Annotated in this window: 24 protein-coding genes; 15 read left to right on the top strand and 9 right to left on the bottom strand. The window is 56.0% G+C overall.

Annotation, left to right across the window (positions count from 1 at the left end; genetic code table 11):
* Positions 1–11: 11 nt before the first annotated feature.
* The 3 genes from ACN9MQ_RS21515 to ACN9MQ_RS21505 form a co-directional block, all read right to left on the bottom strand.
* Entirely contained in the window at positions 12–1,661 is a 1,650-nt protein-coding gene (locus ACN9MQ_RS21515) for an alpha,alpha-trehalase (RefSeq protein WP_020884498.1), read from the bottom strand.
* 271 nt (positions 1,662–1,932) lie between these two features.
* Entirely contained in the window at positions 1,933–3,285 is a 1,353-nt protein-coding gene (gorA, locus tag ACN9MQ_RS21510; RefSeq protein WP_426021572.1) for a glutathione-disulfide reductase, read from the bottom strand.
* 71 nt (positions 3,286–3,356) lie between these two features.
* Positions 3,357–4,199 carry a 23S rRNA (adenine(2030)-N(6))-methyltransferase RlmJ gene (locus ACN9MQ_RS21505; RefSeq protein ID WP_020884500.1) on the bottom strand — a complete coding sequence of 281 codons (843 nt, stop codon included), beginning with the start codon at positions 4,197–4,199 and terminating at the stop codon, positions 3,357–3,359.
* A 214-nt stretch (positions 4,200–4,413) separates the two neighbouring features.
* Here ACN9MQ_RS21505 and prlC point away from each other — a divergent pair, with 214 nt between their 5' ends.
* Together prlC and rsmJ are read left to right on the top strand one after the other, a co-directional pair.
* Positions 4,414–6,456: an oligopeptidase A gene (prlC, locus tag ACN9MQ_RS21500; protein WP_196087532.1), complete on the top strand. Its 2,043-nt coding sequence runs from the start codon at positions 4,414–4,416 to the stop codon at positions 6,454–6,456.
* 7 nt (positions 6,457–6,463) lie between these two features.
* A complete protein-coding gene (rsmJ, locus tag ACN9MQ_RS21495; RefSeq protein WP_044857865.1) occupies positions 6,464–7,225 on the top strand; it encodes a 16S rRNA (guanine(1516)-N(2))-methyltransferase RsmJ in 762 nt (253 codons plus the stop codon).
* 86 nt (positions 7,226–7,311) lie between these two features.
* On the opposite strand, the gene uspA is transcribed toward rsmJ, so the two are convergent.
* Positions 7,312–7,749, bottom strand: coding sequence for a universal stress protein UspA (gene uspA, locus ACN9MQ_RS21490; RefSeq protein ID WP_003861223.1), 438 nt, complete (start codon positions 7,747–7,749; stop codon positions 7,312–7,314).
* Between the two features lie 283 nt (positions 7,750–8,032).
* Between uspA and uspB the strand changes: the two genes are divergently transcribed.
* On the top strand, positions 8,033–8,368 hold the full coding sequence (gene uspB / locus ACN9MQ_RS21485) for a universal stress protein UspB (RefSeq protein ID WP_003861224.1): 336 nt from the start codon (positions 8,033–8,035) through the stop codon (positions 8,366–8,368).
* Positions 8,369–8,422: 54 nt separating this feature from the next.
* On the opposite strand, the gene pitA is transcribed toward uspB, so the two are convergent.
* Complete coding sequence (gene pitA, locus ACN9MQ_RS21480; RefSeq protein ID WP_014172068.1) at positions 8,423–9,922, bottom strand: inorganic phosphate transporter PitA; 1,500 nt, start codon at positions 9,920–9,922, stop codon at positions 8,423–8,425.
* 229 nt (positions 9,923–10,151) lie between these two features.
* Between pitA and ACN9MQ_RS21475 the strand changes: the two genes are divergently transcribed.
* The 3 genes from ACN9MQ_RS21475 to ACN9MQ_RS21465 all read left to right on the top strand — a co-directional run bounded on the left by ACN9MQ_RS21475 (position 10,152) and on the right by ACN9MQ_RS21465 (position 13,063).
* Positions 10,152–11,345 (top strand): NAD(P)/FAD-dependent oxidoreductase, encoded by a 1,194-nt coding sequence (locus tag ACN9MQ_RS21475; protein ID WP_426021571.1) that lies wholly within the window; start codon positions 10,152–10,154, stop codon positions 11,343–11,345.
* A 125-nt stretch (positions 11,346–11,470) separates the two neighbouring features.
* Positions 11,471–11,869, top strand: a complete 399-nt coding sequence (locus tag ACN9MQ_RS21470) for a potassium channel family protein (protein ID WP_020884509.1) — start codon at positions 11,471–11,473, stop codon at positions 11,867–11,869.
* A gap of 165 nt (positions 11,870–12,034) precedes the next feature.
* Positions 12,035–13,063: a TerC/Alx family metal homeostasis membrane protein gene (locus tag ACN9MQ_RS21465; RefSeq protein WP_342864992.1), complete on the top strand. Its 1,029-nt coding sequence runs from the start codon at positions 12,035–12,037 to the stop codon at positions 13,061–13,063.
* A 45-nt stretch (positions 13,064–13,108) separates the two neighbouring features.
* On the opposite strand, the gene ACN9MQ_RS21460 is transcribed toward ACN9MQ_RS21465, so the two are convergent.
* Positions 13,109–13,771 carry an HAD family hydrolase gene (locus ACN9MQ_RS21460; RefSeq protein ID WP_014172059.1) on the bottom strand — a complete coding sequence of 221 codons (663 nt, stop codon included), beginning with the start codon at positions 13,769–13,771 and terminating at the stop codon, positions 13,109–13,111.
* A gap of 240 nt (positions 13,772–14,011) precedes the next feature.
* On the opposite strand from ACN9MQ_RS21460, the gene ACN9MQ_RS21455 reads away from it, so the two are divergent.
* Entirely contained in the window at positions 14,012–14,539 is a 528-nt protein-coding gene (locus tag ACN9MQ_RS21455; protein ID WP_014172058.1) for an NlpC/P60 family protein, read from the top strand.
* Positions 14,540–14,543: 4 nt separating this feature from the next.
* On the opposite strand, the gene ACN9MQ_RS21450 is transcribed toward ACN9MQ_RS21455, so the two are convergent.
* Together ACN9MQ_RS21450 and ACN9MQ_RS21445 are read right to left on the bottom strand one after the other, a co-directional pair.
* On the bottom strand, positions 14,544–15,338 hold the full coding sequence (locus ACN9MQ_RS21450) for an SDR family NAD(P)-dependent oxidoreductase (protein ID WP_025202822.1): 795 nt from the start codon (positions 15,336–15,338) through the stop codon (positions 14,544–14,546).
* A gap of 33 nt (positions 15,339–15,371) precedes the next feature.
* The gene (locus ACN9MQ_RS21445) at positions 15,372–16,253 is read right to left on the bottom strand and encodes a LysR family transcriptional regulator (protein WP_020884513.1); all 882 of its coding nucleotides are present in this window, start codon (positions 16,251–16,253) and stop codon (positions 15,372–15,374) included.
* A 99-nt stretch (positions 16,254–16,352) separates the two neighbouring features.
* On the opposite strand from ACN9MQ_RS21445, the gene ACN9MQ_RS21440 reads away from it, so the two are divergent.
* The 8 genes from ACN9MQ_RS21440 to arnF all read left to right on the top strand — a co-directional run bounded on the left by ACN9MQ_RS21440 (position 16,353) and on the right by arnF (position 24,676).
* Positions 16,353–16,859, top strand: coding sequence for a phenolic acid decarboxylase (locus ACN9MQ_RS21440; RefSeq protein ID WP_049021789.1), 507 nt, complete (start codon positions 16,353–16,355; stop codon positions 16,857–16,859).
* 426 nt (positions 16,860–17,285) lie between these two features.
* A complete protein-coding gene (gene arnB, locus ACN9MQ_RS21435; protein WP_426021577.1) occupies positions 17,286–18,425 on the top strand; it encodes a UDP-4-amino-4-deoxy-L-arabinose aminotransferase in 1,140 nt (379 codons plus the stop codon).
* 1 nt (position 18,426) lies between these two features.
* The gene (arnC, locus tag ACN9MQ_RS21430) at positions 18,427–19,410 is read left to right on the top strand and encodes an undecaprenyl-phosphate 4-deoxy-4-formamido-L-arabinose transferase (protein ID WP_044858896.1); all 984 of its coding nucleotides are present in this window, start codon (positions 18,427–18,429) and stop codon (positions 19,408–19,410) included.
* Positions 19,407–21,389, top strand: coding sequence for a bifunctional UDP-4-amino-4-deoxy-L-arabinose formyltransferase/UDP-glucuronic acid oxidase ArnA (gene arnA / locus ACN9MQ_RS21425; RefSeq protein WP_014172052.1), 1,983 nt, complete (start codon positions 19,407–19,409; stop codon positions 21,387–21,389). The genes arnC and arnA overlap by 4 nt, the downstream gene beginning before the upstream one ends.
* On the top strand, positions 21,386–22,288 hold the full coding sequence (arnD, locus tag ACN9MQ_RS21420) for a 4-deoxy-4-formamido-L-arabinose-phosphoundecaprenol deformylase (protein ID WP_020884517.1): 903 nt from the start codon (positions 21,386–21,388) through the stop codon (positions 22,286–22,288). The genes arnA and arnD overlap by 4 nt, the downstream gene beginning before the upstream one ends.
* Complete coding sequence (gene arnT, locus ACN9MQ_RS21415) at positions 22,285–23,940, top strand: lipid IV(A) 4-amino-4-deoxy-L-arabinosyltransferase (RefSeq protein ID WP_426021570.1); 1,656 nt, start codon at positions 22,285–22,287, stop codon at positions 23,938–23,940. The genes arnD and arnT overlap by 4 nt, the downstream gene beginning before the upstream one ends.
* A complete protein-coding gene (gene arnE, locus ACN9MQ_RS21410; RefSeq protein WP_014172049.1) occupies positions 23,937–24,275 on the top strand; it encodes a 4-amino-4-deoxy-L-arabinose-phosphoundecaprenol flippase subunit ArnE in 339 nt (112 codons plus the stop codon). The genes arnT and arnE overlap by 4 nt, the downstream gene beginning before the upstream one ends.
* Complete coding sequence (gene arnF / locus ACN9MQ_RS21405; RefSeq protein WP_073397691.1) at positions 24,272–24,676, top strand: 4-amino-4-deoxy-L-arabinose-phosphoundecaprenol flippase subunit ArnF; 405 nt, start codon at positions 24,272–24,274, stop codon at positions 24,674–24,676. Before arnE ends, arnF begins: the two co-directional genes overlap by 4 nt.
* Here arnF and acpT read toward each other — a convergent pair.
* Complete coding sequence (acpT, locus tag ACN9MQ_RS21400) at positions 24,633–25,226, bottom strand: 4'-phosphopantetheinyl transferase AcpT (RefSeq protein WP_014172047.1); 594 nt, start codon at positions 25,224–25,226, stop codon at positions 24,633–24,635. The two genes, arnF and acpT, sit on opposite strands and share 44 nt — an antisense overlap.

Raw genomic sequence — 25,226 nt, 5'->3', positions numbered from 1 at the left:
ACCGCAGAAGGTCACGGCTCTCCATACAACCCAATCAACCGCCGTACCACGCCGTTAGTCCAGCCGAAGCCATCCTGCAGCGGGTACTCACCCCCGCCCCCTTCGCGCGGCGTACTGCTGGCGATGTGATATTTCTCAATCAGCTTATGGTGGGCTTTATAGAAATGATTCACCGTCTGCAGCCAGCTCCAGGCAATCTCATCGCCCAGCGAGTCATTGCCGTACTGTTTGAAGCCCTGAATCGCCATCCACTGCAGCGGCGCCCAGCCGTTGGGTTTATCCCACTGCTCGCCGGTTTCGTACTCGGTGGCCAGAATCCCGCCCGGCGTCAGCAGACGTGCTTTTACCGCATCCGACAAGCGTTCAGCCTGCTCGTGAGTCGCCATGCCAACGTACAGCGGCACAATGCTCGCCGCTGAGAACAGCGCCATGACCTCGCGGCGCCAGTCGTAGTCACGGTAACAGCCATTCTCGTCATCCCACAGATACCGGTTCACCGCGGCGCGGCGATCGCTGGCTTTCTGGCGGAACAGTTCCGCGGTCTCTTTATCCCCTTTCGATGCCGAAATATTGGCGATAGCGCTTTCCAGCTTGAACAGGAACGCGTTCAAATCGATAGGGATAAACTGCGTGGTGCGGATGCTGGCAAGTCGGCCAGGCTCCCGCAGCCAGCGCGAGGAGTAATCCCAGCCGGAGGCCGCACCTGCGCGCAAATCGCGATAAACCTCATTCGGCGGACGGCCAGAGTGACGGGCGGTTTCCACATCCTCAATCCATGATTCATCACGCGGCGTGTCACGATCGTCCCAGTAGCGGTTTAACAGCGAGCCATCCGGCATACGCACCGCGCTGCGATAGGCCTGATTAAGCAGCAGCGATTCCGCCCCGTCCATCCAGAAGGCGTGCTCCATTTTGAGGTGTTCAAGGTAGCGCTTTGCACCGCGCACACCATCCTCTTCAAACAGCTCTACCATCAGGGCAAATACCGGCGGCTGGGAGCGGCTGAGATAATAGGTACGGTTACCGTTCGGGATATGGCCGTAGCGTTCAATCAACCACGCGAAGTTATCCGCCATACATTTCAGCAGATCGTTACGTCCGCTCTCTGCCAGACCCAGCATGGAGAAGTAGGAATCCCAGTAATAGGTCTCACTAAAACGCCCGCCGGGCACGATATAGGCCTGCGGCAGCGCCAGCAGAGAAGACCAGGGGATGTGGTCCTGCGGCTCGCGCGTCAGCACGGGCCACAGGCTGTCAATGTGCTCTTTTAGCGACAGGCCGGGGTCGGAGACATATTCCGTGGTATAGGTCTCTGGCAGCCAGAAGTGGTTCTCCACGAACCGGCGCAGGTCGAAATCCCGGTGGCGCCTGACCTTGCGATAGCGGATCAGAATATCCAGAGGATCCATCTTCGGGGCACAGTCGGGGAAGGTTTTGCTGTCCGCAAACAGCCGTGTCGACTGCACGTGCTCGAACAGTTCCAGATAGCGATCGGCGGGCGTCAGAGCATCAGAGGCGGGTAGCCCCTCAATCATTTCGGGTTCCGGCTCCGCCTCAATCATTTCATCCAGTTTTAACTCGCAGGGATCGGTCTCGTAGCGCAGCTCTTCTGCAATCTCGAACTCGATGTTCTCGGCAGCCTGTAGTTTCTGGTTGAACATGGCGATAAGGACCTCCGGTTGTGTGTTCAAAATAACAGTTTTTTCCGGGCGTCTTATAAGCGTAGACATTCGCTTCGGTGTTGGCTGAGGGAAATGTGCGGTTGATCACGTTTTTAAGCGCGGGGTATTTGCTGAGTTAAAACATCAAGTGCCTGAAAAATAAAGACTAAAATGGATTTTTAGAAAGATTTATGGGGCAAATAATTCAGAGCATTCGTTGTGCAACGATTTATGTCTGAAACAAACGCCCCTCCGCAGAGGGGCATTTTGCTTAACGCATGGTGACAAATTCTTCGGCCGCTGTCGGGTGGATCGCAACGGTGTTATCGAAGTCTTTCTTGGTGGCACCCATTTTGAGCGCCACGGCGAAGCCCTGCAGGATCTCGTCCATGCCAAAGCCAATGCCGTGGATACCGACAATCTTCTCTTCCGGACCCACGCAGACCAGCTTCATGCGGCATGGCTGACGGTGAGAGGTGACGGCGGTATACATCGCGGTGAACGCGGATTTATACACTTTCACCTGGTCGTCGCCATACTGCTCGCGCGCCTGAGGTTCTGTTAAGCCCACTGTGCCGATTGGCGGGTGGCTGAAGACCACGGTCGGAATGTTACTGTAGTCCAGATGCTCTTCCGGTTTGTTGTTAAACAGACGCTCAGAGAGGCGACGGCCCGCGGCAACCGCAACCGGCGTCAGTTCGACCGCACCGGTGTTATCGCCCACCGCGTAAATGCCCGGAACGCTGGTGTTCTGGAATTTATCGACAACGATATACCCTTTCTCATCGGTTTTAACGCCCGTCGCCGCCAGGTTGAAGTTGTCGTTAGCCGGTTCACGACCAATCGCCCAGATCAGGCAATCCACGGTCTGGCTACGGCCATCTTCCAGCTCAAGCGTCAGGCTACCGTCTGCATTTTTCACGACCGCTTTTGGCACGGCGTGGGTGTGCAGCGTTGGGCCTTCGGTATTCATCACTTCGACCAGCGTATCGACGATCAGCGGGTCAAAGTTGCGCAGCGGCGCGTGTTTACGCACGAACAGGTGCGTTTCTGCGCCCAGGCCATTAATCACACCGGCCAGTTCTACGGCGATGTATCCCGCGCCCACCACGGCAACACGTTCTGGCAGAGCAGGCAGCTCGAAGAAACCGTCGGAGTCGATACCGTATTCCACACCGGGAATATCCGGGTGGCTCGGACGCCCGCCGGTCGCGATCAGGATGTGATCGGCAGTGATCGTCTCACCGTTAACGTCGATCGTCTTCGCATCAATAAAGCGCGCAAAACCATGAATAACATCGACGTTGTTCTTGCCCAGCACATTGTCGTACGAGGTATGAATACGGTCGATATAGGCTGTACGGCTGGCGATCAGCTTGTTCCAGTCAAAGTTATTGAGGGTGGTGTCAAAGCCGTAATCCGGGCCATACATATGGATTGCTTCACGGATTTGGGCCGCATGCCACATCACTTTCTTCGGTACACAACCCACGTTGACGCAGGTGCCGCCCAGCGCTTTGGCTTCGATCAGCGCACATTTCTGGCCATACATGGCCGCGCGGTTGATGGAGGCGATGCCGCCGCTGCCGCCGCCGATTGCGATGTAGTCATAATGCTTAGTCATAGCTTTTATCCTTAATCGTGAATTGCCGCGATTGTATACCTGAAATCAATAGTTTCCACCGATGACTGCGATTACTCCGGCACGATCCAACTGACGGTGGCATGGCCCGTTCCGGCCGGCACCAGCGTCTTGTGCAGCCATGGCAGCACGTTGTTCATCTGCGCTTCGAGCTTCCATGGCGGGTTGATCACAATCATGCCGGAAGCGGTCATGCCGCGCTGGTCGCTGTCCGGGCGCACGGCCAGTTCAATTTGCAGAATTTTGCGGATACCGGTCGCTTCCAGGTCTTTGATCATGCGTTTAATTTGCGCACGCAGCACCACCGGATACCACAGGGCATAGGTGCCCGTTGCAAAGCGTTTGTAGCCGTCGTTAATACCGCTCACTACCGCCTGATAGTCGGTTTTGATCTCATAAGGCGGGTCGATCAGCACCAGACCGCGACGGGATACCGGCGGCAGTTTGGCCTTCAGCTGCTGGTAGCCATCCGCCTTTTCCACACGGGCGCGGCTGTCTTTCTGGAATTCAGAACGCAGTAGCGGGAAGTCGCTTGGGTGCAGCTCGGTCAGCTGAAGGCTGTCCTGCTCGCGCAGCAGCTGGCGGGCAATCAACGGCGAGCCAGGGTAGTAGCGCAGCTGGCCGTTGCGGTTAAAATGATTCACCACACCAATGTAGGGCTCCAGCTCTGCCGGCAGGTCGTCCTGCTGCCAGATGCGGGCGATCCCTTCCAGGTATTCCCCGGTGCGTTCGGCATGTTCGCCGCTCAGCTGATAACGTCCCGCGCCCGCGTGGGTGTCCAGATAGAGAAACGGTTTATCTTTCTCTTTAAGTGATTCAATGATCAGGCTCTGAACGGTGTGTTTAAGGACGTCGGCGTGGTTGCCTGCGTGAAAGCTGTGGCGATAACTGAGCATGAATGATTGTGTTCCAGGTAGTAAACGTAGGCCTGATAAGCGTAGCGCCATCGGGCAAAAATAGAGCGTATCGCCACAGTATACAGAAAAGTTTATCCTGCCGCGAAAGCGCAACGTCTGGCATTGAAATCCTCTACACTTATCCCCATTCTAGATCGCATATGCACAGCGCCGGATGCGCGCTTCATTCATCTTATTCAACAGGACAGCGTTTATGACCAATCCATTACTGACGCCTTTTTCGTTGCCACCGTTTTCTAAAATCCTCCCTGAGCATGTGGTTCCAGCCGTAACGCAGGCGCTGGACAACTGCCGAGCGGCGGTAGAAAGCGTGGTGGCGCAGGGCGCGCCGTACACCTGGGAAAATCTGTGTCAGCCGCTGGCCGAAGTGGATGACGTGCTGGGACGCCTCTTCTCCCCGGTAAGCCATCTGAATTCAGTGAAAAACAGCCCGGAACTCCGTGACGCGTATGAACAAACCCTGCCGTTGCTCTCTGAGTACAGCACCTGGGTTGGTCAACACGAGGGGCTGTACAAAGCCTATCGCGACCTGCGCGATGGCGACCACTATGCCGAACTTAACACCGCGCAGAAAAAATCGGTCGATAACGCTCTGCGTGATTTCGAACTCTCCGGCATTGGTTTGCCGAAAGAGAAACAGACCCGTTACGGTGAAATTGCGGCCCGTCTGTCTGAGCTGGGCAACCAGTACAGCAACAACGTGCTGGACGCGACCATGGGCTGGACGAAGCTGATTACCGACGAAGCCGAGCTGGCCGGTATGCCGGAAAGCGCGCTGGCGGCGGCGAAAGCGCAGGCCGAAGCGAAAGAGCAGGAAGGCTTCCTCTTAACCCTGGATATCCCAAGCTACCTGCCGGTCATGACCTACTGCGACAATCAGGCGCTGCGCGAAGAGATGTACCGTGCGTACAGCACCCGCGCTTCCGATCAGGGCCCGAATGCCGGTAAGTGGGATAACAGCCCGGTGATGGCTGAAATCCTCGCGCTGCGTCACGAGCTGGCACAGTTGCTGGGCTTTGAGAGCTACGCCTCCAAATCCCTCGCCACCAAAATGGCGGAAAATCCACAGCAGGTCCTCGATTTCCTGACTGACCTGGCGAAACGTGCGCGTCCGCAGGGCGAGAAAGAGCTGGCACAGCTGCGCGCCTTCGCGAAAGCGGAATACGGTGTCGACGAGCTGCAGCCGTGGGATATCGCCTGGTACAGTGAAAAACAGAAACAGCACCTTTACAGCATCAGCGATGAGCAGCTGCGTCCTTACTTCCCGGAAAACAAAGCCGTTAACGGTCTGTTTGAAGTGGTTAAACGCATTTACGGGATCACCGCCAAAGAACGTACCGACATCGACGTCTGGCATCCGGACGTGCGCTTCTTCGAACTGTATGACGAGAAGAACGAGCTGCGCGGGAGCTTCTACCTGGATCTGTACGCTCGCGAGAACAAACGCGGCGGTGCATGGATGGATGATTGCGTCGGGCAGATGCGTAAAGCGGACGGCTCCCTGCAGAAGCCGGTGGCGTACCTGACCTGTAACTTCAACCGTCCGGTGAATGGCAAGCCTGCGCTGTTTACCCATGACGAAGTGATCACCCTGTTCCACGAGTTCGGTCACGGCCTGCACCATATGCTGACCCGTATCGAAACCGCAGGCGTTGCCGGTATCAGCGGTGTGCCATGGGATGCGGTCGAACTGCCAAGCCAGTTTATGGAAAACTGGTGCTGGGAGCCGGACGCGCTGGCGTTCATCTCCGGCCATTACGAAACTGGCGAGCCGCTGCCGAAAGAACTGCTGGATAAAATGCTGGCGGCGAAAAACTACCAGGCGGCGATGTTTATCCTGCGCCAGCTGGAGTTCGGCCTGTTCGACTTCCGTCTGCACGCCGAGTTTAGTCCGGAGCAGGGGGCGAAAATCCTCGAGACGCTGGCCGAGATTAAAAAGCAGGTCGCCGTTATTCCTGGCCCAACCTGGGGCCGCTTCCCGCACGCGTTCAGCCATATCTTCGCGGGCGGCTATGCGGCAGGCTATTACAGCTACCTGTGGGCCGACGTGCTGGCGGCGGATGCGTTCTCTCGCTTTGAAGAAGAGGGCATTTTCAACCGTGAAACCGGCCAGTCGTTCCTTGATAACATCCTGACGCGCGGCGGTTCTGAAGAGCCAATGGTGCTGTTCAAACGCTTCCGTGGCCGCGAGCCGCAGCTGGATGCGATGCTTGAGCACTACGGAATTAAAGGCTAACCGTTACGTGAAGATCTGTTTAGTCGATGAAACAGGCGCCGGAGACGGCGCCTTATCTGTTCTGGCCGCCCGCTGGGGGCTGGAGCATGATGATGAAAACCTGATGGCGCTGGTGATGACGCCGGCGCATCTGGAATTACGTAAGCGTGACGAACCCAGGCTCGGCGGGATATTTGTCGATTTTGTGGGGGGCGCCATGGCGCACCGGCGCAAGTTCGGCGGCGGTCGCGGTGAAGCGGTTGCCAAAGCGGTTGGCGTCAAAGGAAGCTATCTTCCGGACGTGGTGGATGCCACGGCGGGTTTAGGGCGCGATGCGTTTGTCCTGGCCTCGGTAGGGTGTCACGTGCGGATGCTGGAGCGCAATCCGGTCGTGGCCGCGCTGCTCGACGACGGGCTGACGCGCGGCTATGCCGACCCGGAGATTGGACTGTGGCTGCAGGCGCGCTTGCAGTTGATTCACGCCTCCAGCCTGACGGCGCTGACCGATATCACTCCGCGTCCGCAGGTGGTCTATCTCGACCCGATGTTCCCGCATAAGCAGAAAAGCGCGCTGGTGAAGAAAGAGATGCGGGTGTTCCAGTCGCTGGTCGGGCCGGATTTAGACGCGGATGGTTTGCTGGTGCCTGCTCGTCAGTTAGCCACGAAGCGCGTGGTGGTGAAACGCCCGGACTATGCGCCGCCGCTGGCGGACGTGGCCACGGCCAATGCGGTGGTTACCAAAGGGCACCGGTTTGATATTTATTCGGGGACGCCGGAACAGGAAGGTTAGGGTGTGCAGTTTGATGCTGTCACCCCAACCCGCGCTGGAAAGAGGCTCGAACGGTTCCCTCTCCCTTTGGGAGAGGGAAAGCAGACTTACTCGTCTTCTTCGTCACGCAGTGGAACAATCAGCATATCCACATGAACGGTGTTAATCAGCTGACGCGCGGAAGACATCAGCTTGCTCCAGAAGTCCTGGTGGTGACCACAAACGACCAGGTCCATATCGTATTTCTTAATCGCATCAACCAGCACCTGACCCAGATCGCCGCTGCCGCTTAAGGTTTCGGTGATAGGGTAGCCCGCGTTGGTGGACAGTTCGCTCAGGGCGTGGTGTGTCTCTTCAGAGATGCGTTTCTGCATATCACCGAGATTGACGTCAATCAGACCGGTATAGAGGTCGGAGTAATTCACATCAACGTGGATAAGAGAAACTTTCGCGTTGTAAGGGCGTGCCATGGATACCGCTTTATCAACCAGCACTTTACTCTCCGGAGAGAGGTCTACCGCGATGAGAATGTGTTTGTAAGCCATAGTGTTACTCCTTCCTTAAGTTATCGATGACTAAATGGAAAAGCCGTCGTCTGATGCTTTCATTACGGCCCAGTAAAACATATTTTTCAAGCTTTGGTGTTGATAACGATTAACCTTGTGGCAAAAAAATTAACGGATCTCCTACACTATTTAATGAGCCGTTCGGATATTAAAACGCGAACCGGATCGACTTTTGTTCATTCTTTCACTGAACTGTCTGTCAGGGCACTGGAGTGCGGTAGCTCAGAGGCCTTGCTTCGTGGGCGTACGCCGGGGAGGATGTATGATTAGCACCGTCGCATTGTTTTGGGCGTTATGCGTGGTTTGCATAGTGAATATGGCGCGCTACTTCTCATCGTTACGTGCGCTGTTAGTGGTACTTCGTGGTTGCGATCCGTTGCTTTATCAGTATGTGGACGGTGGAGGGTTCTTCACCTCGCACGGACAGCCCAGCAAGCAGATGCGTCTGGTAGGGTATATCTATTACCAGCGCTATCGCGATCACCACGATGAAGAGTTTATTCGCCGTTGCGAGCGTCTTCGCCGTCAGTTCATTTTAACCAGCGCCCTGTGTGGTCTGGTTGTGGTCAGCATGATTGCCTTGATGATTTGGCACTGAGCATAAAAAAAGCGGGTCAGTTTCCTGACCCGCTTTTTTATCGCGTTCTGCCGATTAGATAAGCTTCAGCGAAATCCAGTACAACCCACCCGACAGCAGGATAGAGGCCGGAAGGGTAAATACCCAGGCCATCAGAATGTTGGTCACGGTTTTGCGTTGCAGACCGCCGCCGTCAACAATCATGGTCCCTGCCACGGAAGAGGAGAGTACGTGGGTGGTCGAAACTGGCATACCGGTATAGCTCGCCAGACCGATTGAAACCGCCGCCGTCATCTGCGCGGACATACCCTGCGCATACGTCATGCCTTTCTTACCGATCTTCTCGCCGATGGTGGTCGCCACACGACGCCAGCCAATCATCGTACCGATACCGAGAGCCAGTGCGACAGCCATGATGATCCAGATTGGCGCGTACTCAATAGTATTGAGCATATCGCCTTTCAGTTTCTTCAGCAGACGCTGGTCGTCAGCATTCACTTCTGGCAGCTTCGCCACTTTATCCGTGACATCAGAGATGCACAGCATAATGCGACGCAGTTGACCACGTTGCTCAACGGACAGTTTGTCGTAGCTTTCGATATTACCCAGCATGCCTTTGGCACGTTCCAGCGCGTTAATCGCGTTTGCCGGATGGCAGTGGAATTCGCCCGGCGCAGTGGTAGCGCCTGCTTCAGGAGAAGGGATCAACTGGTCAACGCCGGTTGCCTTCTTCAGCAGCTCAGGGTGTTGCTGGAAGTAGATTTCAACGTTGTTCACCGCATCACGGGTACGGGTGATTTCGTAACCGGAGGCGTTCATGTTAACCACGAATCCCGCCGGTGCGACGCCAATCAGTACCAGCATTACCAGACCAATGCCTTTCTGACCGTCGTTCGCACCGTGAGAGAAGGCAACGCCGATAGCGGAAAGGATCAGGGCAATCCGCGTCCAGAATGGCGGCTTTTTCTTGCCGTCTTTCTTCTCACGCTCTGCCGGCGTCAGGTGAATACGGGAGCGTTTTTTCGTATTGCTCCAGTAACGACGCAGGATGAAAATCAATCCGCCTGCGACCACCAGACCCACGATAGGGGAGACAATCAGTGAGGCGAAAATTCCCAGCACTTTCGGGATGTTTAACGCATCAACAACCGAGGTACCGGTCATGAGGGCATTTGTTAACCCAATACCGATAATCGCGCCGATGAGGGTGTGAGAACTGGATGCAGGCAGGCCGAAATACCAGGTACCGAGGTTCCAGATAATTGCAGCAAGCAGCATTGAGAACACCATAGCGAGGCCATGGCCAGAACTAACGTTGAGAAGCAGATCCGTTGGCAACATATGCACGATCGCATATGCAACGCTCAGTCCACCCAGAAGAACACCAAAAAAGTTAAATACCGCCGCCATAACAACCGCGAGCTGCGATCGCATTGCGCGAGTGTAGATAACCGTTGCTACTGCGTTTGCAGTGTCGTGGAAGCCGTTGATCGCTTCGTAAAACAGTACAAAAACCAGAGCAAGCAATAATAAAAGCCCGGTATGTAAATCCAGGCCAGCAAACAAATGTAGCATAGGACGTTACGCCATTTTGAGGACATGAACGCGGCGCATTATCCAGGACAAATGCGCGGCGGGCAAAGTGAAATATAGCTTTTTTTTGATATAACTTCGGCTTTGTTGGCGTTAGGTAAAGAAATATATTTTATATTTCAAGTATATGACTGATATCTCGGTTAATTACGCTGGTGTGACCACAGAGGAAACTTTACAATCCGCGGCAGTTAACGAAGAGGATTTTGACGTGGAAAGGTTTGATGCCGTGGTAATTGGCGCCGGTGCGGCGGGTATGTTTTGTGCGGCGATGGCCGGACAGGCGGGTCGTCGCGTGCTGTTGCTGGATAACGGTAAAAAGCCAGGACGTAAAATTCTGATGTCCGGTGGCGGGCGCTGCAACTTTACAAATCTCTACGTCGAACCTGCAGCTTATCTGAGCCAGAACCGTCATTTTTGCAAATCGGCCCTGGCGCGTTACACCCAGTGGGACTTTATCGACCTGGTGGGTAAGCACGGTATCGCATGGCATGAGAAGACGCTGGGCCAGCTGTTCTGTGATGACTCCGCCCAGCAGATTGTCGATATGCTGGTGGCCGAGTGCGAGAAGGGCCGCGTGGTGATGCGCCTGCGCACGGAAGTGCTGGAGGTGTCCCGTGATGAGCAGGGCTACACGCTGCAGTTAAACGGGGAAAGCGTCAGCGCCGATAACCTGGTGATTGCCAGCGGTGGCCTCTCCATGCCGGGGCTCGGTGCTTCACCATTCGGCTACAAGATTGCCGAACAGTTTGGCCTGAACGTGCTGCCCACCCGTGCGGGGCTGGTACCGTTCACCCTGCATAAGCCCCTGCTGGAACAGCTCCAGACGCTTTCTGGCGTCTCGGTTCCGTCGGTCATTACGGCTGAAGACGGTACGGTTTTCCGTGAAAACCTGCTGTTTACCCACCGTGGTCTTTCCGGCCCGGCGGTACTGCAAATCTCCAGCTACTGGCAGCCGGGGGAGTTTGTCACGGTTAACCTGCTACCCGATTGCGACCTGGAGGCTTTCCTCAACGAGCAACGCGCGGCGCACCCGAATCAAAGCCTGAAAAACACGCTGGCCATGCAGTTGCCAAAACGTCTGGTGGAATGTTTGCAGGTGCTGGGTCAGATCCCCGATGTGTCGCTCAAGCAGCTTAACAGCCGCGAACAGGAGGTGCTGGTTGAGACGCTGACAGCCTGGCGGGTGCAGCCCAACGGTACCGAAGGCTACCGTACGGCGGAAGTGACGCTTGGCGGGGTCGACACCCATGAACTCTCCTCACGCACCATGGAAGCGCGCAACGTGCCGGGGCTCTATTTTATTGGTGAGGTGATGGATGTAACCGGCTGGCTCGGCGGATACAATTTCCAGTGGGCATGGGCAAGTGCCTGGGCGTGTGCTCAGGCGCTGGCAGAGAAATAATAACGCATCGCAATTATTGCACCAACTTTTTTCCTCCGATCCATTAAGCTTCGACCAGGCCAGACAGCTCCAGGTGCCCCGCTGCGTTCGCGGGGTCATTTTTCTTCCCGGTCAGAGCACCTTTCATGCAGCTACTCAGCATCATTATTTTGCTTACCCTTACGGTGGTCATCCATTCGCTGTGGATGTTTTGCGTTTTAAAATTCATTAATTTAGAGGTCGACTCTGCGGTGCGCGTGGTTTTGCGTAACGTCGGGATCGTTATCTCCATGATCTTCGCCCATCTTCTTGAAGCCGGTCTCTTCGCCGGGTTTTATTTTGTTATTGATGCATTTAACGACTGGAACACCAGCTTCTACTTTTCACTGGTCAGTTACGCCACGGTGGGATACGGCGATGTCACGTTGCCTCAGCACTGGCGGCTGATTGGGGGTGTGGAAGGCCTGGTCGGCGCCTTGATGGTGGGCTGGTCAGTGGCGGTTCTGGTGGCCGTACTGCAGCGTTTGCGCGGCATGAGCGCCTAAACGGCAGATGCGCGACCCCATGGAGTGCGGTAAAGTACCTCTCTTTGCCGGGCCTGGAAGGCCGCGGCTTTAAGGGTTAAAGGCTGGTAAACAGCCTGCCCCTTTCCGTTCCTGGTTTACGCCAGTTTGCATGGTGCTGTGTTTTGTCTGCCAAAAGGGTTGTGTATGTCTGCTGCTCATCTCGGTTTCCCGACTGAAACCGTTGTTGTCTTTGTAGTGATGGCCGTCGGGGCGATGTTTATCGACCTCTTTATGCACCGTCACGATAAACCGATCTCGCTGAAAAGCGCTGCCATGTGGTCCCTCTTCTGGGTCATGATGGCCATGGCTTTCGCCGGGTTCCTGTATGTTCACCACGGCGCAGAGATGGCGAGCCTGTTCCTCACCGGTTACGCGCTGGAAGAGGTGCTCTCCGTTGATAACCTGTTTGTGATGATGGCGATTTTTGCCTGGTTCGGCGTGCCGGATAAATATCGTCACCGCGTCCTCTACTGGGGCGTGCTGGGGGCGATTGTTTTCCGCGGTATCTTTGTGGCCATTGGGACCAGCCTGTTAAGTCTGGGGCCTTACGTGGAGGTTATCTTCGCGCTGGTCGTCGGCTGGACGGCGGTGATGATGCTCAGACGTAATGAAGAGAGTGACGAGGTTGAAGATTACTCCGGCCATCTGGCTTACCGTCTGGTGAAACGCTTCTATCCTGTCTGGCCTAAAATCAGCAGCAATGCCTTTATTCTGACCCAGAAAGAGGTGGACGGGGAGCTGGAGAAACCTGAAAACCAGGACGTAACGGTTGGACGCGTGAAGAAGGCGAAACGCTACGCAACGCCGCTGTTGCTTTGCGTGGCGGTCGTGGAACTCTCTGATGTGATGTTCGCGTTTGACTCCGTGCCGGCCATTATTGCCGTCAGCCGTGAGCCGCTTATTATTTACAGCGCAATGATGTTTGCCATCCTCGGCTTGCGTACGCTCTACTTCGTGCTGGAAGCGCTGAAGCAGTATCTGGTGCATCTGGAGAAAGCGGTCGTGCTGCTGCTGTTCTTCGTGGCGTTCAAGCTCGGATTAAATGCCACCGATCACTTCTGGCACCACGGTTACAGCATTGGTGCCACGGCAAGCCTGTTTGTGGTGCTTGGCGTGCTGGCGCTGGGGATTATCACCAGCGTGATGTTCCCGGGTAAGAAAGAAGCCCATTAAAAGCAAAACGGCAACCTTTGGTTGCCGTTTTCGGGTAGACAGTGTCTAACACTTAATCGGTGAATGTCGACGCTTGCGCGGTGGATGGAAGTGCCGCCAGTGTGCATCCTGCGCCGCCGCCAGCAGTTCATGGTCACCGCGGGTATCGCCCCACGCGCGCAGGTGGTAGCTATTCAGATCGCCATACACTTTTTCCAGCCTCGCCACCTTCTGGGCACAGCGGCAGTTGTTGCCGGTGATACGTCCGGTCAGCTTGCCGTCTTTCACTTCCAGCTGTGTGCCAATCAGCTTAATCCCTAGCTTGTCAGCCCATGGCTGGAGCACCAGCGCCGGAGAGGCGGAGCAGATGGTCACTTCCGCACCGGAATTCACCTCTGCGGCGACGGCCAGTACGCCGGCAGGGCGCATCAGCTTGTCCCAGTATTTTTCGCAAAACGCTTCCGCCTGCTGGCGTAGCCAGTGTTCATCCACGCCCGTCAGGAACGTTTTAATCAACACTTCCTTCAGCTCATCGCGCGTCAGCTTACGACGCACGCAGTGGAGCGTGGGCAAGGCCATACGCACCAGGCGGCCCGCGAAGTAACGTTTACCAAAGGCAAAACGCAGGAAAGGGATAAAGCTGTCGTGGTGCGTCAGTGTTCCATCAAAGTCGAAGACGGAGAGCACGTTGGATTTGGCCACGGCCTCGTCGGCAATCATATTGGTCATAAATACGTCTTAGCTAAAATACACATTCTGTTGATTAGTTTACCTGCTTTACCCTGTCTGTCCTTCTGTCTTGAGCATTTTTTTCGCGATCTTGCGATCGGAAAGTGAGTCCATTTTTGGTCTCAATAATAATTGGTTGAAAAGCGAGCTGTCTATATTATCGCCACATTGAGCGCTATTTCGGGGGAACGTTGGCCCCCACCGGTAAGGAAAATATTCACTCACTGAATCTATTTTGATATGACGTTTAGATCGCTTATTTCAATCCTCTCGTTAAGTCTGGCTTCGTTTTCGGCATTGAGTTTTCAACTGCCGGCGTCGATGCTGTCAATGAACCGCGAGCTTGCCCTTTCTCCGGCAAAATCCGCGCTGCTGCACCAGGAAACAGGACCACTGCGTACCCGGATCCTTGATCAATACCAGAAGTGGAAAGGCACCCACTATCAGTGGGGCGGGACCACACATCGGGGCGTGGACTGCTCCGCGCTGATGCAGCATCTGTTCAGCGATGCGGCGAACCTTAATCTGCCGCGCACGACGGGCGAACAGATCCATCGCGGCGTGAAGGTGGCGCAATACCGTCTGAAGGCGGGGGATTTGGTCTTCTTTCAGACCGGTCCAGACCGAAGGCACGTGGGCGTGTACATCGGCAATAGCCAGTTTATTCATGCCTCACGCAGCCAGGGCGTAACCGTCTCAACCCTGACTGATGACTACTGGCAGGCGCACTATATTACTGCCCGACGGGTCACAGACCGTTCTGTCTGAGGGATCAGATGATGTCATCCACCACGCCACCATCGACGCGCAGTGCCGCGCCCGAGGTGGCGGAGGCCTGGGGCGAGCAGACATACACCACCATATTGGCGACTTCTTCCACCGTCGCGGCACGCTGGATAACCGAGCTCGGGCGGTGAGTCATCACAAACTCTTTCGCCAGTTCCTCCAGCGATTTGCCGGTTCTCTCGATCTCGTCTTTCATCATGCCGGCAAAACCGTCTGAAAGGGTGGGACCGGGCAATACGCTGTTCACCGTGACACCGCTTCCCGCCACGAACTTCGCCAGCCCGCGAGCGAGCGACAGCTGCGCCGTTTTGGTCACGCCATAGTGGATCATGTCCGCCGGAATATTGCAGGCCGACTCGGACGAAATAAACACCACGCGTCCCCAGCCTTTCTGCACCATACCCGGCAGCAGCGCACGGGAGATACGCACGCCGGACATCACGTTTGTCTGCCAGTAACGCTCCCAGGTGTCATCGTCGGTGCCATAAAAATCCTGCTGGCCGTAAATGCCGGCGTTGTTGACCAGGATGTCGACGTGGGTCGCCACGTTCAGCAGCGATTCCACCCCTTCAGCCGTGCTGAGGTCGGCAATCGCAGCGCGTACCTGCACCCCAGGCACAACCTGTTGTAGCTGCTGGATACCTTTATTCACAGACTCCGTGCTACGGCCATTGATGATCACTTCCGCACCGCTTTCAGCCAGCCCTCGGGCTATGGCGAACCCGATCCCGCCGGTAGAGGCGGTCACCAGCGCGACTTTCCCCGTAAAATCGATCTTCATCATCTGCTCCTTATCGTGTTTAACGTTCGGACCTTAAAGCGTAGCAGGTGAGGATGGCGGCTCCTGGCTAAAAAGGCGCAGCAGGGTCTCAACCTGTTCATCCAGCGGGCCGAGGGAGCGTTTCACAATCAGGTGCAGCGGCGTAGCCCGGCGTGCGCCATGGCTAAGCGGCAGGCGTTTAAGCACCCCCAGATCAAGCTGGGTCTGAATACGCTCCTCTGGCAGCCAGCCATAGCCGACCTGAGACATCACCGCCTCTATGGCTGCATCAATGGTGGAAAAGGTCCACGACTCGCCGGCCGCACGCGCGGCGGTCTGGCTGTCGGCTATCTGAATGAGCGGCCACGGGCGCAGCATATCGTCGTTAAGCGGCGCGTCGAGGCTAAAGAGGGGATGTTGATGATGCGCCACGGCAACAAAGTCGATATTCATCAGCCATTCGCCAAGACCGGTTATGTCCTGGCGGCGGGTTAACACCATCACGTCGGCTTCATCATTAATGACATCGGTGCGGCTATTTTCCAGCACTTCGGTGAGGCGGACCTGCGTTTGCGGATACAGCTGCTGGAACTGACGCAAAATAGCGAACAGGCGTCGGCGCGGGAAAATGCTGTCCACCACCAGATCTAACCGCGTGCGCATTCCATTACGCAGGCTTGCCGCACGGGTCTCAACATAGGCGAAGGCTTTCAGCAACGGTTTAACCTGGTTGAGCAGGAGTTCGCCGGCCGGGGTTAAGACAGCCCGCCGCCCCTCGGGCACCAGCAGCGCCACGCCCAGCCGCTCCTGCAGCAGCGACAGGTTATAGCTGACCGAGGACTGGCTGCGGTTGGTCTCTTCCGCTGCTTTGGCAAAGCTGCCTGCCTCGACCACTCTTTCCAGTAATGACCATTGTTCAAGCGTCGTCTTATGCATGATTAATCTAAAATTTGGATGAATTTGATTCAAACATAGCGTTATTCATTCATTTTTTGAAGGGGTACGATCGTCTCATCAAAACAAAGGAGACACATTATGAACACCTTCGACAAACATGACTTAAGCGGCTTCGTCGGCAAACACCTTGTATATACCTACGATAATGGCTGGAATTACGAGATTTATGTCAAAAATGAAACCACCCTTGATTACCGTATTCACAGCGGGATTGTGGCGAATCGTTGGGTGAAAGATCAGCAGGCTTATATTGTTCGCGTAGGTGAGAGCATCTATAAAATTTCCTGGACAGAACCAACCGGTACCGACGTGAGCCTGATTGCAAACCTGGGTGACAAACTGTTCCACGGCACCATCTTCTTCCCACGTTGGGTGATCAACAATCCAGAAAAAACCGTCTGCTTCCAGAACGATCATATTCCATTGATGAATGCGTATCGTGATGCGGGTCCGGCATACCCCACTGAAGTCATTGATGAATTTGCGACGATCACCTTTGTTCGCGACTGTGGGGCGAATAATGAAAGCGTTATTGCCTGCGCGGCCAGTGAATTGCCGAGTGATTTTCCTGCTAATCTTAAGTAAACGCGACAATTCACATTAAAAGAAAGTTCCCGGCGGTTGACGAAACCGCCGGGGTTTTTATTTTGGTTGAGCGTTCATTTACTTTTCTTATCGTTTTAATGTAAAAGAAATGAAATATTTAAATGCCCGTCGTGAGTCTACTCACAAAAAATAAAAAAAGAGAATTAAATCCCATCTTACTGTTGTAAAAGGATTTCTCTTGCACTCTGTTGCTCTTTACCCATTCCGCTTTCCTCATCTCTTAATTTTTTCCTAAGAAAACGACGATACTTTTACTTTAGTTGATGGTTTGTTGACATAAATGGAGTGCAGTCTAAATTTTATTTGGACTTTATTTATAAACCATCTTGCATGATTCCATTGAGCTGCCCATAACGACAGCGCAGTAAAAAAGATGACGCCTTTAATACAGCAAGGAAATTAATGATGAGTGATTTTTTGCCTTTTTCCCGGCCGTCCATGGGTAGCGAGGAATTAGCGGCGTTGCAGGAGGTATTAATCTCCGGCTGGATCACCACAGGACCGAAAAATCAGGCGCTTGAAGAGGCATTCTGTCAGCTAACCGGGAATCAACATGCGATTGCCGTCAGCTCAGCGACCGCGGGAATGCATGTCACGCTGATGGCGCTGGGTATTGGTCCAGGCGATGAAGTGATTACCCCCTCCCTGACCTGGGTATCCACACTGAATATGATTGTGCTGCTGGGCGCAACCCCGGTGATGATTGATGTGGACCGGGATACGTTGATGGTCACGCCGGATGCGGTCGACGCCGCCATTACGCCACGTACAAAAGCGATTGTTCCGGTTCATTATGCTGGCGCGCCGTGTGACATCGACGCCATTCGCGCCATTGGGGAGCGTCACGGTATTCCGGTCATTGAAGATGCGGCGCATGCAGCCGGCACGTACTACCACTCGCGTCACGTGGGCTGGCAGGGCACCGCGATTTTCTCATTCCACGCCATTAAAAACATGACCTGCGCCGAAGGCGGGTTAGTGGTCACGGACGATGCGCAACTGGCGCAGCGGATCCGTAGCCTGAAATTCCACGGCCTGGGTGTGGACGCTTACGACCGCCAGACGCACGGTCGTGCGCCGCAGGCAGAAGTTATCACGCCCGGCTTCAAATACAACCTGGCGGATATCAACGCCGCGCTGGCGCTGGTGCAGTTGGGCAAACTGAAAGAGGCCAACGCACGACGTCATGACATTGCTGAACGCTATCTTCGCGAGCTTGCCGATACGCCGTTCCAGCCGCTGCGTATTCCTTCATGGTCGCACGTCCACGCCTGGCATCTGTTCATCATTCGCGTGGATGAAGCCCGTTGCGGGATTTCTCGCGACAACCTGATGGCAGCCCTGAAGGAAAAAGGCATTGGCACCGGCCTGCATTTCCGCGCGGCGCACACGCAAAAATACTACCGCGAGCGTTTTCCTGATGTATCGCTCCCGAATTCTGAATGGAATAGCGCGCGTATTTGTTCTCTCCCCCTTTTCCCGGACATGACTCATGACGACACAACCCGCGTCATTACCGCGCTCCATCAGCTTGCAGGAAATTGATATGTTCAGCGCACCGCCTGTACAAAAAGTTTCTGTGGTTATCCCCGTTTACAACGAACAGGAGAGCCTGCCCGAACTGATCAGCCGCACGACGGCCGCCTGCGACACGCTCGGCAAAGCCTATGAAATACTGCTGGTGGATGATGGCAGTAGCGATAATTCCGCGCTGATGCTGACCGAAGCCGCGCAGGTCGAGGGCAGCCATATTGTTGCCGTGCTGCTTAACCGTAACTACGGCCAGCACTCCGCCATTATGGCCGGGTTCAGCCACGTGACGGGCGATCTGATTATTACGCTTGATGCCGATCTGCAAAACCCGCCGGAAGAGATCCCGCGTCTGGTTGCAAAGGCCGATGAAGGGTACGACGTGGTCGGCACGGTGCGGCAAAACCGTCAGGACAGCCTGTTCCGTAAGCTGGCTTCCCGCACAATCAACCGTCTGATCCAGCGAACCACCGGCAAAGCGATGGGCGATTATGGCTGCATGCTGCGCGCCTACCGCCGCCATATTGTCGACGCCATGCTGCACTGCCATGAACGCAGCACGTTTATTCCCATTCTCGCGAACACTTTTGCCCGTAAGGCGACGGAAATCCCGGTACTGCACGCCGAGCGCGAGCACGGCGAGTCGAAGTACAGCTTTATGCGTCTCATCAACCTGATGTACGACCTTATCACCTGCCTGACCACCACGCCGCTGCGCCTGTTGAGCGTTTTCGGCAGCATCATTGCCGTGTTCGGCTTCGCGCTCTCCGTGCTGCTGGTGTTACTCCGCCTGATCTACGGTCCCCAGTGGGCGGCGGAAGGGGTCTTCATGCTCTTTGCCGTGCTGTTTATGTTCATCGGCGCCCAGTTTGTCGGGATGGGCCTGCTCGGGGAATACATTGGCCGTATTTATAACGATGTTCGCGCACGTCCGCGCTACTTTATTCAACGTGTTGTCCGCCAGGAACACAAAGCATCTCAAGAGGAAATTCACCCATGAAAGCTGTTGTCTTTGCCTATCACGATATGGGGTGTGCGGGCACGCTGGCCCTGCTGGAAGCGGGCTATGAAATCGCTGCAATCTTCACGCATCCGGACACGGCCGGAGAGAATAACTTCTTTGGCTCGGTGGCGCGTATCGCCGCAGAGCGCGGTATTCCGGTTTACGCCCCGGACGATGTCAACCATCCGCTGTGGGTGGATCGCATCCGGGCGCTCGCGCCTGATGCCATCTTCTCGTTCTATTATCGCAACCTGATTTGCGATGAGATTTTAAGTCTGGCCGCAAAAGGGGCATTTAATCTTCACGGCTCTTTGCTGCCCGCCTACCGTGGCCGCGCACCGCTGAACTGGGTGCTGGTGAACGGTGAAACGGAAACCGGCGTCACTCTGCACCGTATGGTGCACCGCGCAGATGCCGGTGCCATCATCGCGCAGCAGCGCGTGGCTATCGACGCGGATGAAACTGCGCTGCAGCTTCATCAGAAGCTCTGCACCGTAGCGCAAAGCCTGTTACGTGATGTGTTGCCAGCGATCCTTAACGGCACCTTCAGCGAGACCGCGCAGGATGAGAGCAAGGCGAGCTGTTTTGGCCGTCGCCGGCCAGAAGATGGCCGTCTGGACTGGAACAAGCCGGCTCGTCAGTTGCACAACCTGGTGCGTGCCGTTACCGACCCCTGGCCGGGGGCGTACAGCTTTGCAGGCGTGAGTAAATTTATCGTCTGGAAATCCCGCGTACGCGACGACATTCCTGCCGCCAAACCGGGCACCGTTGTCTCAGCTTCCCCGCTGATTGTCAGCTGCGGCGAGCAGGCGCTGGAGATCGTGACCGGGCAAACCGATAACGGCGTTTACGTTCAGGGCGCGCAGCTGGCTCAGTCTCTGGGGCTGGTCACTGGCGCACTGATCACCAGCGCACCGGTTGTGGCCATCAAACGCCGCACCCGCGTGCTGATCCTTGGCGTCAACGGCTTTATCGGCAACCACCTGACCGAGCGTCTGCTGAAAGACGATAACTACGAAATTTATGGTCTGGATATCGGTGCTGATGCCATCAGTCGTTTCCTCGACAACCCGCGTTTCCACTTTGTGGAAGGGGATATCAGCATTCACTCCGAGTGGATTGAATATCACATTAAAAAATGTGACGTGGTGCTGCCGCTGGTGGCGATTGCCACGCCGATTGAGTACACCCGTAACCCGCTGCGCGTGTTCGAGCTGGACTTCGAAGAGAACCTGAAGATCATCCGCGACTGTGTGAAATACGACAAGCGCATCATCTTCCCGTCCACTTCTGAAGTGTACGGCATGTGTACTGACAAAAACTTCGACGAAGATACCTCTAACCTGGTCGTCGGGCCGATCAACAAACAGCGCTGGATTTATTCCGTCTCCAAGCAGCTGCTCGACCGCGTGATCTGGGCCTACGGCGAGAAAGCGGGTCTGCGCTTTACGCTGTTCCGTCCGTTTAACTGGATGGGGCCACGTCTGGATAACCTTAACGCGGCGCGTATCGGCAGCTCACGTGCCATCACCCAACTGATCCTGAACCTGGTGGAAGGCTCGCCCATCAAGCTTATCGAAGGCGGTAAACAAAAACGCTGCTTTACGGATATCAGCGACGGTATTGAGGCGCTGTTCCGCATCATCGAAAACAAAGAGGGTCGCTGCAACGGAGAGATCATCAACATCGGTAACCCGGATAACGAAGCGAGCATTCGCGAGCTGGCTGAGATGCTGCTGGCAAGCTTTGAACGTCATCCGCTGCGCGATCGCTTCCCGCCGTTTGCCGGTTTCCGTGAAGTGGAAAGCAGCAGCTACTACGGTAAAGGTTATCAGGACGTTGAGCACCGTAAACCGAGCATTCGTAATGCGAAACGCTGCCTGAACTGGACACCGACGGTGAAGATGGATCAGACCATTGATGAAACGCTCGATTTCTTCCTGCGCACCGTGGAGCTGTCGGAACAGGTCTCATGAGAAAAGTCGGTTTACGCATTGATGTCGACACCTTCAGGGGGACGCGTGACGGCGTACCCAAACTGCTGGAACTGCTGAGCAAGCACAACGTGCGCTCATCCATTTTCTTCAGCGTGGGGCCTGACAATATGGGACGTCATTTATGGCGTCTGGTTAAACCGGCATTTCTGTTCAAAATGCTGCGCTCACGCGCAGCCTCTCTCTACGGCTGGGATATTTTGCTGGCCGGAACCGCATGGCCCGGCAGGCGCATTGGCGCGGGTAATGAAGCCGTTATCCGCGACGCGGCGCAGCACCATGAGGTTGGACTGCATGCCTGGGATCACCATGCCTGGCAGGCCTGGGCTGGCGTCTGGGATATTCCACGCCTGTCGCGTGAAGTTGAACGCGGCATGCTGGAGCTGGAGGCCATTACCGGCCAGACGATTCGCTGCTCCGCCGTGGCGGGATGGCGTGCCGACCAACGCGTGGTGAAGGCCAAAGAACCCTTCGCGTTTCGCTACAACAGTGATTGCCGCGGCACCGGGCCTTTTTTGCCGCTCATCGGGGAGAATCGCCTGGGGACGGTGCAAATCCCGGTCACGCTTCCCACCTGGGATGAAGTGGTTGGGCGCGAGGTCAGTGCAGGAGGGTTCAATCGCTATATTCTGGACTGCATTCATCGCGACACCGGTACGCCCGTCTACACCATCCACGCGGAAGTGGAAGGGATTGCGTATCAGCATGATTTCGATGCACTGTTGACGATGGCCGCTCAGGAGGGCATTCAGTTTTGTCCATTGAGCGAATTGCTGCCAGAGGATCTTAGCGTCCTGCCCGTGGGCAAAATTGTGCGTAATGAACTGGCTGGCCGGGAAGGCTGGCTTGGCTATCAACAAACCGTGAGTCCGGTATCATGAAAGCAGCCCGTTATGGCTTAGCGCTTCTCGCACTGTTTATCGTTTACTACCTCATTCCGATCGATATCCGCCTGCTGTGGCAGCCTGATGAAACGCGCTATGCGGAAATCAGCCGCGAAATGCTGGCGTCTGGAGACTGGATTGTCCCGCATTTTCTGGGGCTGCGTTACTTTGAAAAGCCGATTGCGGGCTACTGGATCAACAGTATCGGGCAACTGCTGTTTGGGCATACTAACTTTGCCGTGCGCGCCGGCGCCATATTCTCAACCGGGTTGACGGCTCTGCTGGTGATCTGGATGGCGTGGCGCCTGTGGCGGGATAAGCGCGTTGCCATTTTCTCAGGCCTTATCTTCCTGACCCTGTTCCTGGTGTATGGCATTGGTACGTACGCCGTGCTGGATCCCATCATTACCCTGTGGCTGGTGGCCGCTATGTGCAGCTTCTGGCTGGCCTCGCAGGCTGAAACCGTGGCCGGAAAAGCGGGTGGCTACGTGCTGCTCGGGCTTGCCTGCGGCATGGGGGTGATGACCAAAGGATTCCTGGCGCTGGCGGTGCCGGTGATAGGCGTGCTGCCGTGGGTGATTGCGCAGAAGCGCTGGAAAGAGGTGCTGATCTTTGGCTGGCTGGCCATCGTGAGCTGTGTGCTGATCGTCCTGCCCTGGGCGCTGGCCATTGCGCACCGAGAGCCTGATTTCTGGCGCTACTTCTTCTGGGTTGAGCATATTCAGCGCTTTGCCCAGAGCGATGCTCAGCACAAAGCGCCGTTCTGGTACTACCTGCCGTTCCTGCTGGCCGGCAGTCTGCCGTGGCTGGCGCTGTTGCCCGGCGCGTTTCGGCTGGGCTGGCGCGAAAGAGACAACACGGGCGGTGGCTTTTATCTGCTTGGATGGGTCGTGATGCCGCTGCTGTTCTTCAGCATTGCCAAAGGCAAACTGCCAACCTACATCCTGCCGTGTTTTGCTCCGCTGGCTATCCTGATGGCGCGCTATGCCTGCATCGCGGCGGACAAAGGGGCCAGAGCGTTACGCATTAACGGCGGGATTAACCTGGCGTTTGGTGTGATTGGCGTGGTGGTGGCGCTGGTGGTCTCGCCGTGGGGGGTTGCTAAGCATCCGGTCTGGACATCCGTTGAGCTGTATAAAGTCTTCTGCGCGGTGCTGGCGTTTCTCGTCTGGGCGGCTGTCGGCTGGTTTACCGTGCGGCAAAGCGCGCAGCGCTGGTGGCTGGCGGCGTTGTGTCCTGCTGGCGTGGCGCTGCTGATTGGGTTTGCCATTCCTAACCTGGTGGTAGATTCCAAACAGCCGCAGTCGCTGGTGGATACCATCCGTGACCCGCTTCAGAGCAGCCGGTTTGTGCTGGCGAACAATGTTGGCGTGGCCTCCGGGCTGGCGTGGGAGCTTAAGCGTAATGACATCATTCTGTTTGGTCAGAGCGGCGAGCTGAGCTACGGGCTAGCGTACCCGGATGTGAAAGACCGGTTTGTCGAGAAAGATAATTTTGCGCAGTGGCTGGCAACGCATCGCCAGCAGGGGGGCGTGTCACTGGTGATCCTGCTGTCAAAACACGACGATATTAAGCGGGCTCATCTGCCAGAACCGGACAGCCTGTATATTCAGGGCCGTCTGGCCTGGCTGCAGTATTTACCGCAATGACGACCTGGCTCTGGTTGATACTGGCAAGCCTGCTGACCTGCGCAGGGCAGCTGTGTCAGAAGCAGGCCACCCGTCCGGCGAAAGCCGGGCGGCGTGGCGCGCATATTATGCTGTGGCTGGGCCTGGCATTGCTGGCGCTGGGCAGCGGCATGCTGGTCTGGCTGGTGGTCCTGCAGCGCCTGCCTGTCGGCGTTGCCTACCCTATGCTGAGCCTCAATTTTGTCTGGGTGACCCTGGCGGCGAAAGCATTCTGGCATGAAAAAGTCGCGTTGCATCACTGGCTGGGCGTCGGGTTCATCATCATCGGCATTGTTATCCTCGGAGGAAGCCTGTGAGAGGAACGTTCTGGGCGTTATGCAGCGTAATGCTGGTCAGCGCGGCGCAGCTGCTGCTGCGCTATGCCATGCAGGCCCTGCCGCCAGTCAGCGAGCTTGATGCGTTTGTCTCCGCGCTCTGGCACGTCTCGTCCGGTACTGGCGCGCTGCTGCTGGGACTCATGGGGTATGTGGCCTCGATGGGCTGCTGGTATCTGGCGTTGCATCGCATGGCACTCAGCAAAGCGTATGCCTTGCTGAGCCTCAGTTACATTCTGGTGTGGGCCGCGGCCATTTTGTTGCCCGGCTGGAACGAACACTTTTCCTGGCACGGGCTGGCGGGGGTCGGGATGATTATTCTCGGCGTGCTGGTGATTTTTATGCCACGGACATCCCGTGGTGAGCAATCGTCCCGGCGGTAAGGGTATAAGGCGTTGAGGTGCAGACGGCAAGACTGAGCGAGCCGAACTGGAGCTGGCTTACCGAATGCGTCTGCGACGTGCTGTCGATGCTGACAATCTGCCAGGCGCTGCCGCCTCGCTGCTTCACGATGGCCTCTTTACGCGTCCAGATCCCCCAGAAAGCAGAAAGCTTTGTCTCCGGGTCTTCGCGCTCCAGCTCCGCATGTTCCGCCACGCTGAAGACGGCGTTAGCCAGCGCCTGCCAGTTTTCACGTGGGCGGATAACTTCGATATCACACCCCACTTCGCCTTCGTCGCTCAGCAGCAGCGCGATATTATCGCCGCTGTGACTCAGGTTAAACCAGAAGGGCTGCGCATCCACGAAGGTCGGCTTCCCTTGCTCACCATAGACGATCTCGGGTAACGGAGAAGGAGAAAGCGTTTTGGCGAGCAAGGTTCTCCCCGCCAGCCAGGATGCATTTCGTGCACCCGCAGGTGCCATATGTGCAAGCGTCGACGCCAGCGGGTCTGCGCTCAGGGTGGAGATCTTTCCCAGTATAAACTGGTACAT

Origin of the sequence: Enterobacter sp. R-25 (assembly GCF_049913205.1) — a bacterium.
Lineage (GTDB): Bacteria > Pseudomonadota > Gammaproteobacteria > Enterobacterales > Enterobacteriaceae > Enterobacter > Enterobacter ludwigii.
The sequence above is the reverse complement of the archived record's forward strand: the minus strand, read 5'-3'. Positions and strand labels throughout refer to the sequence as shown.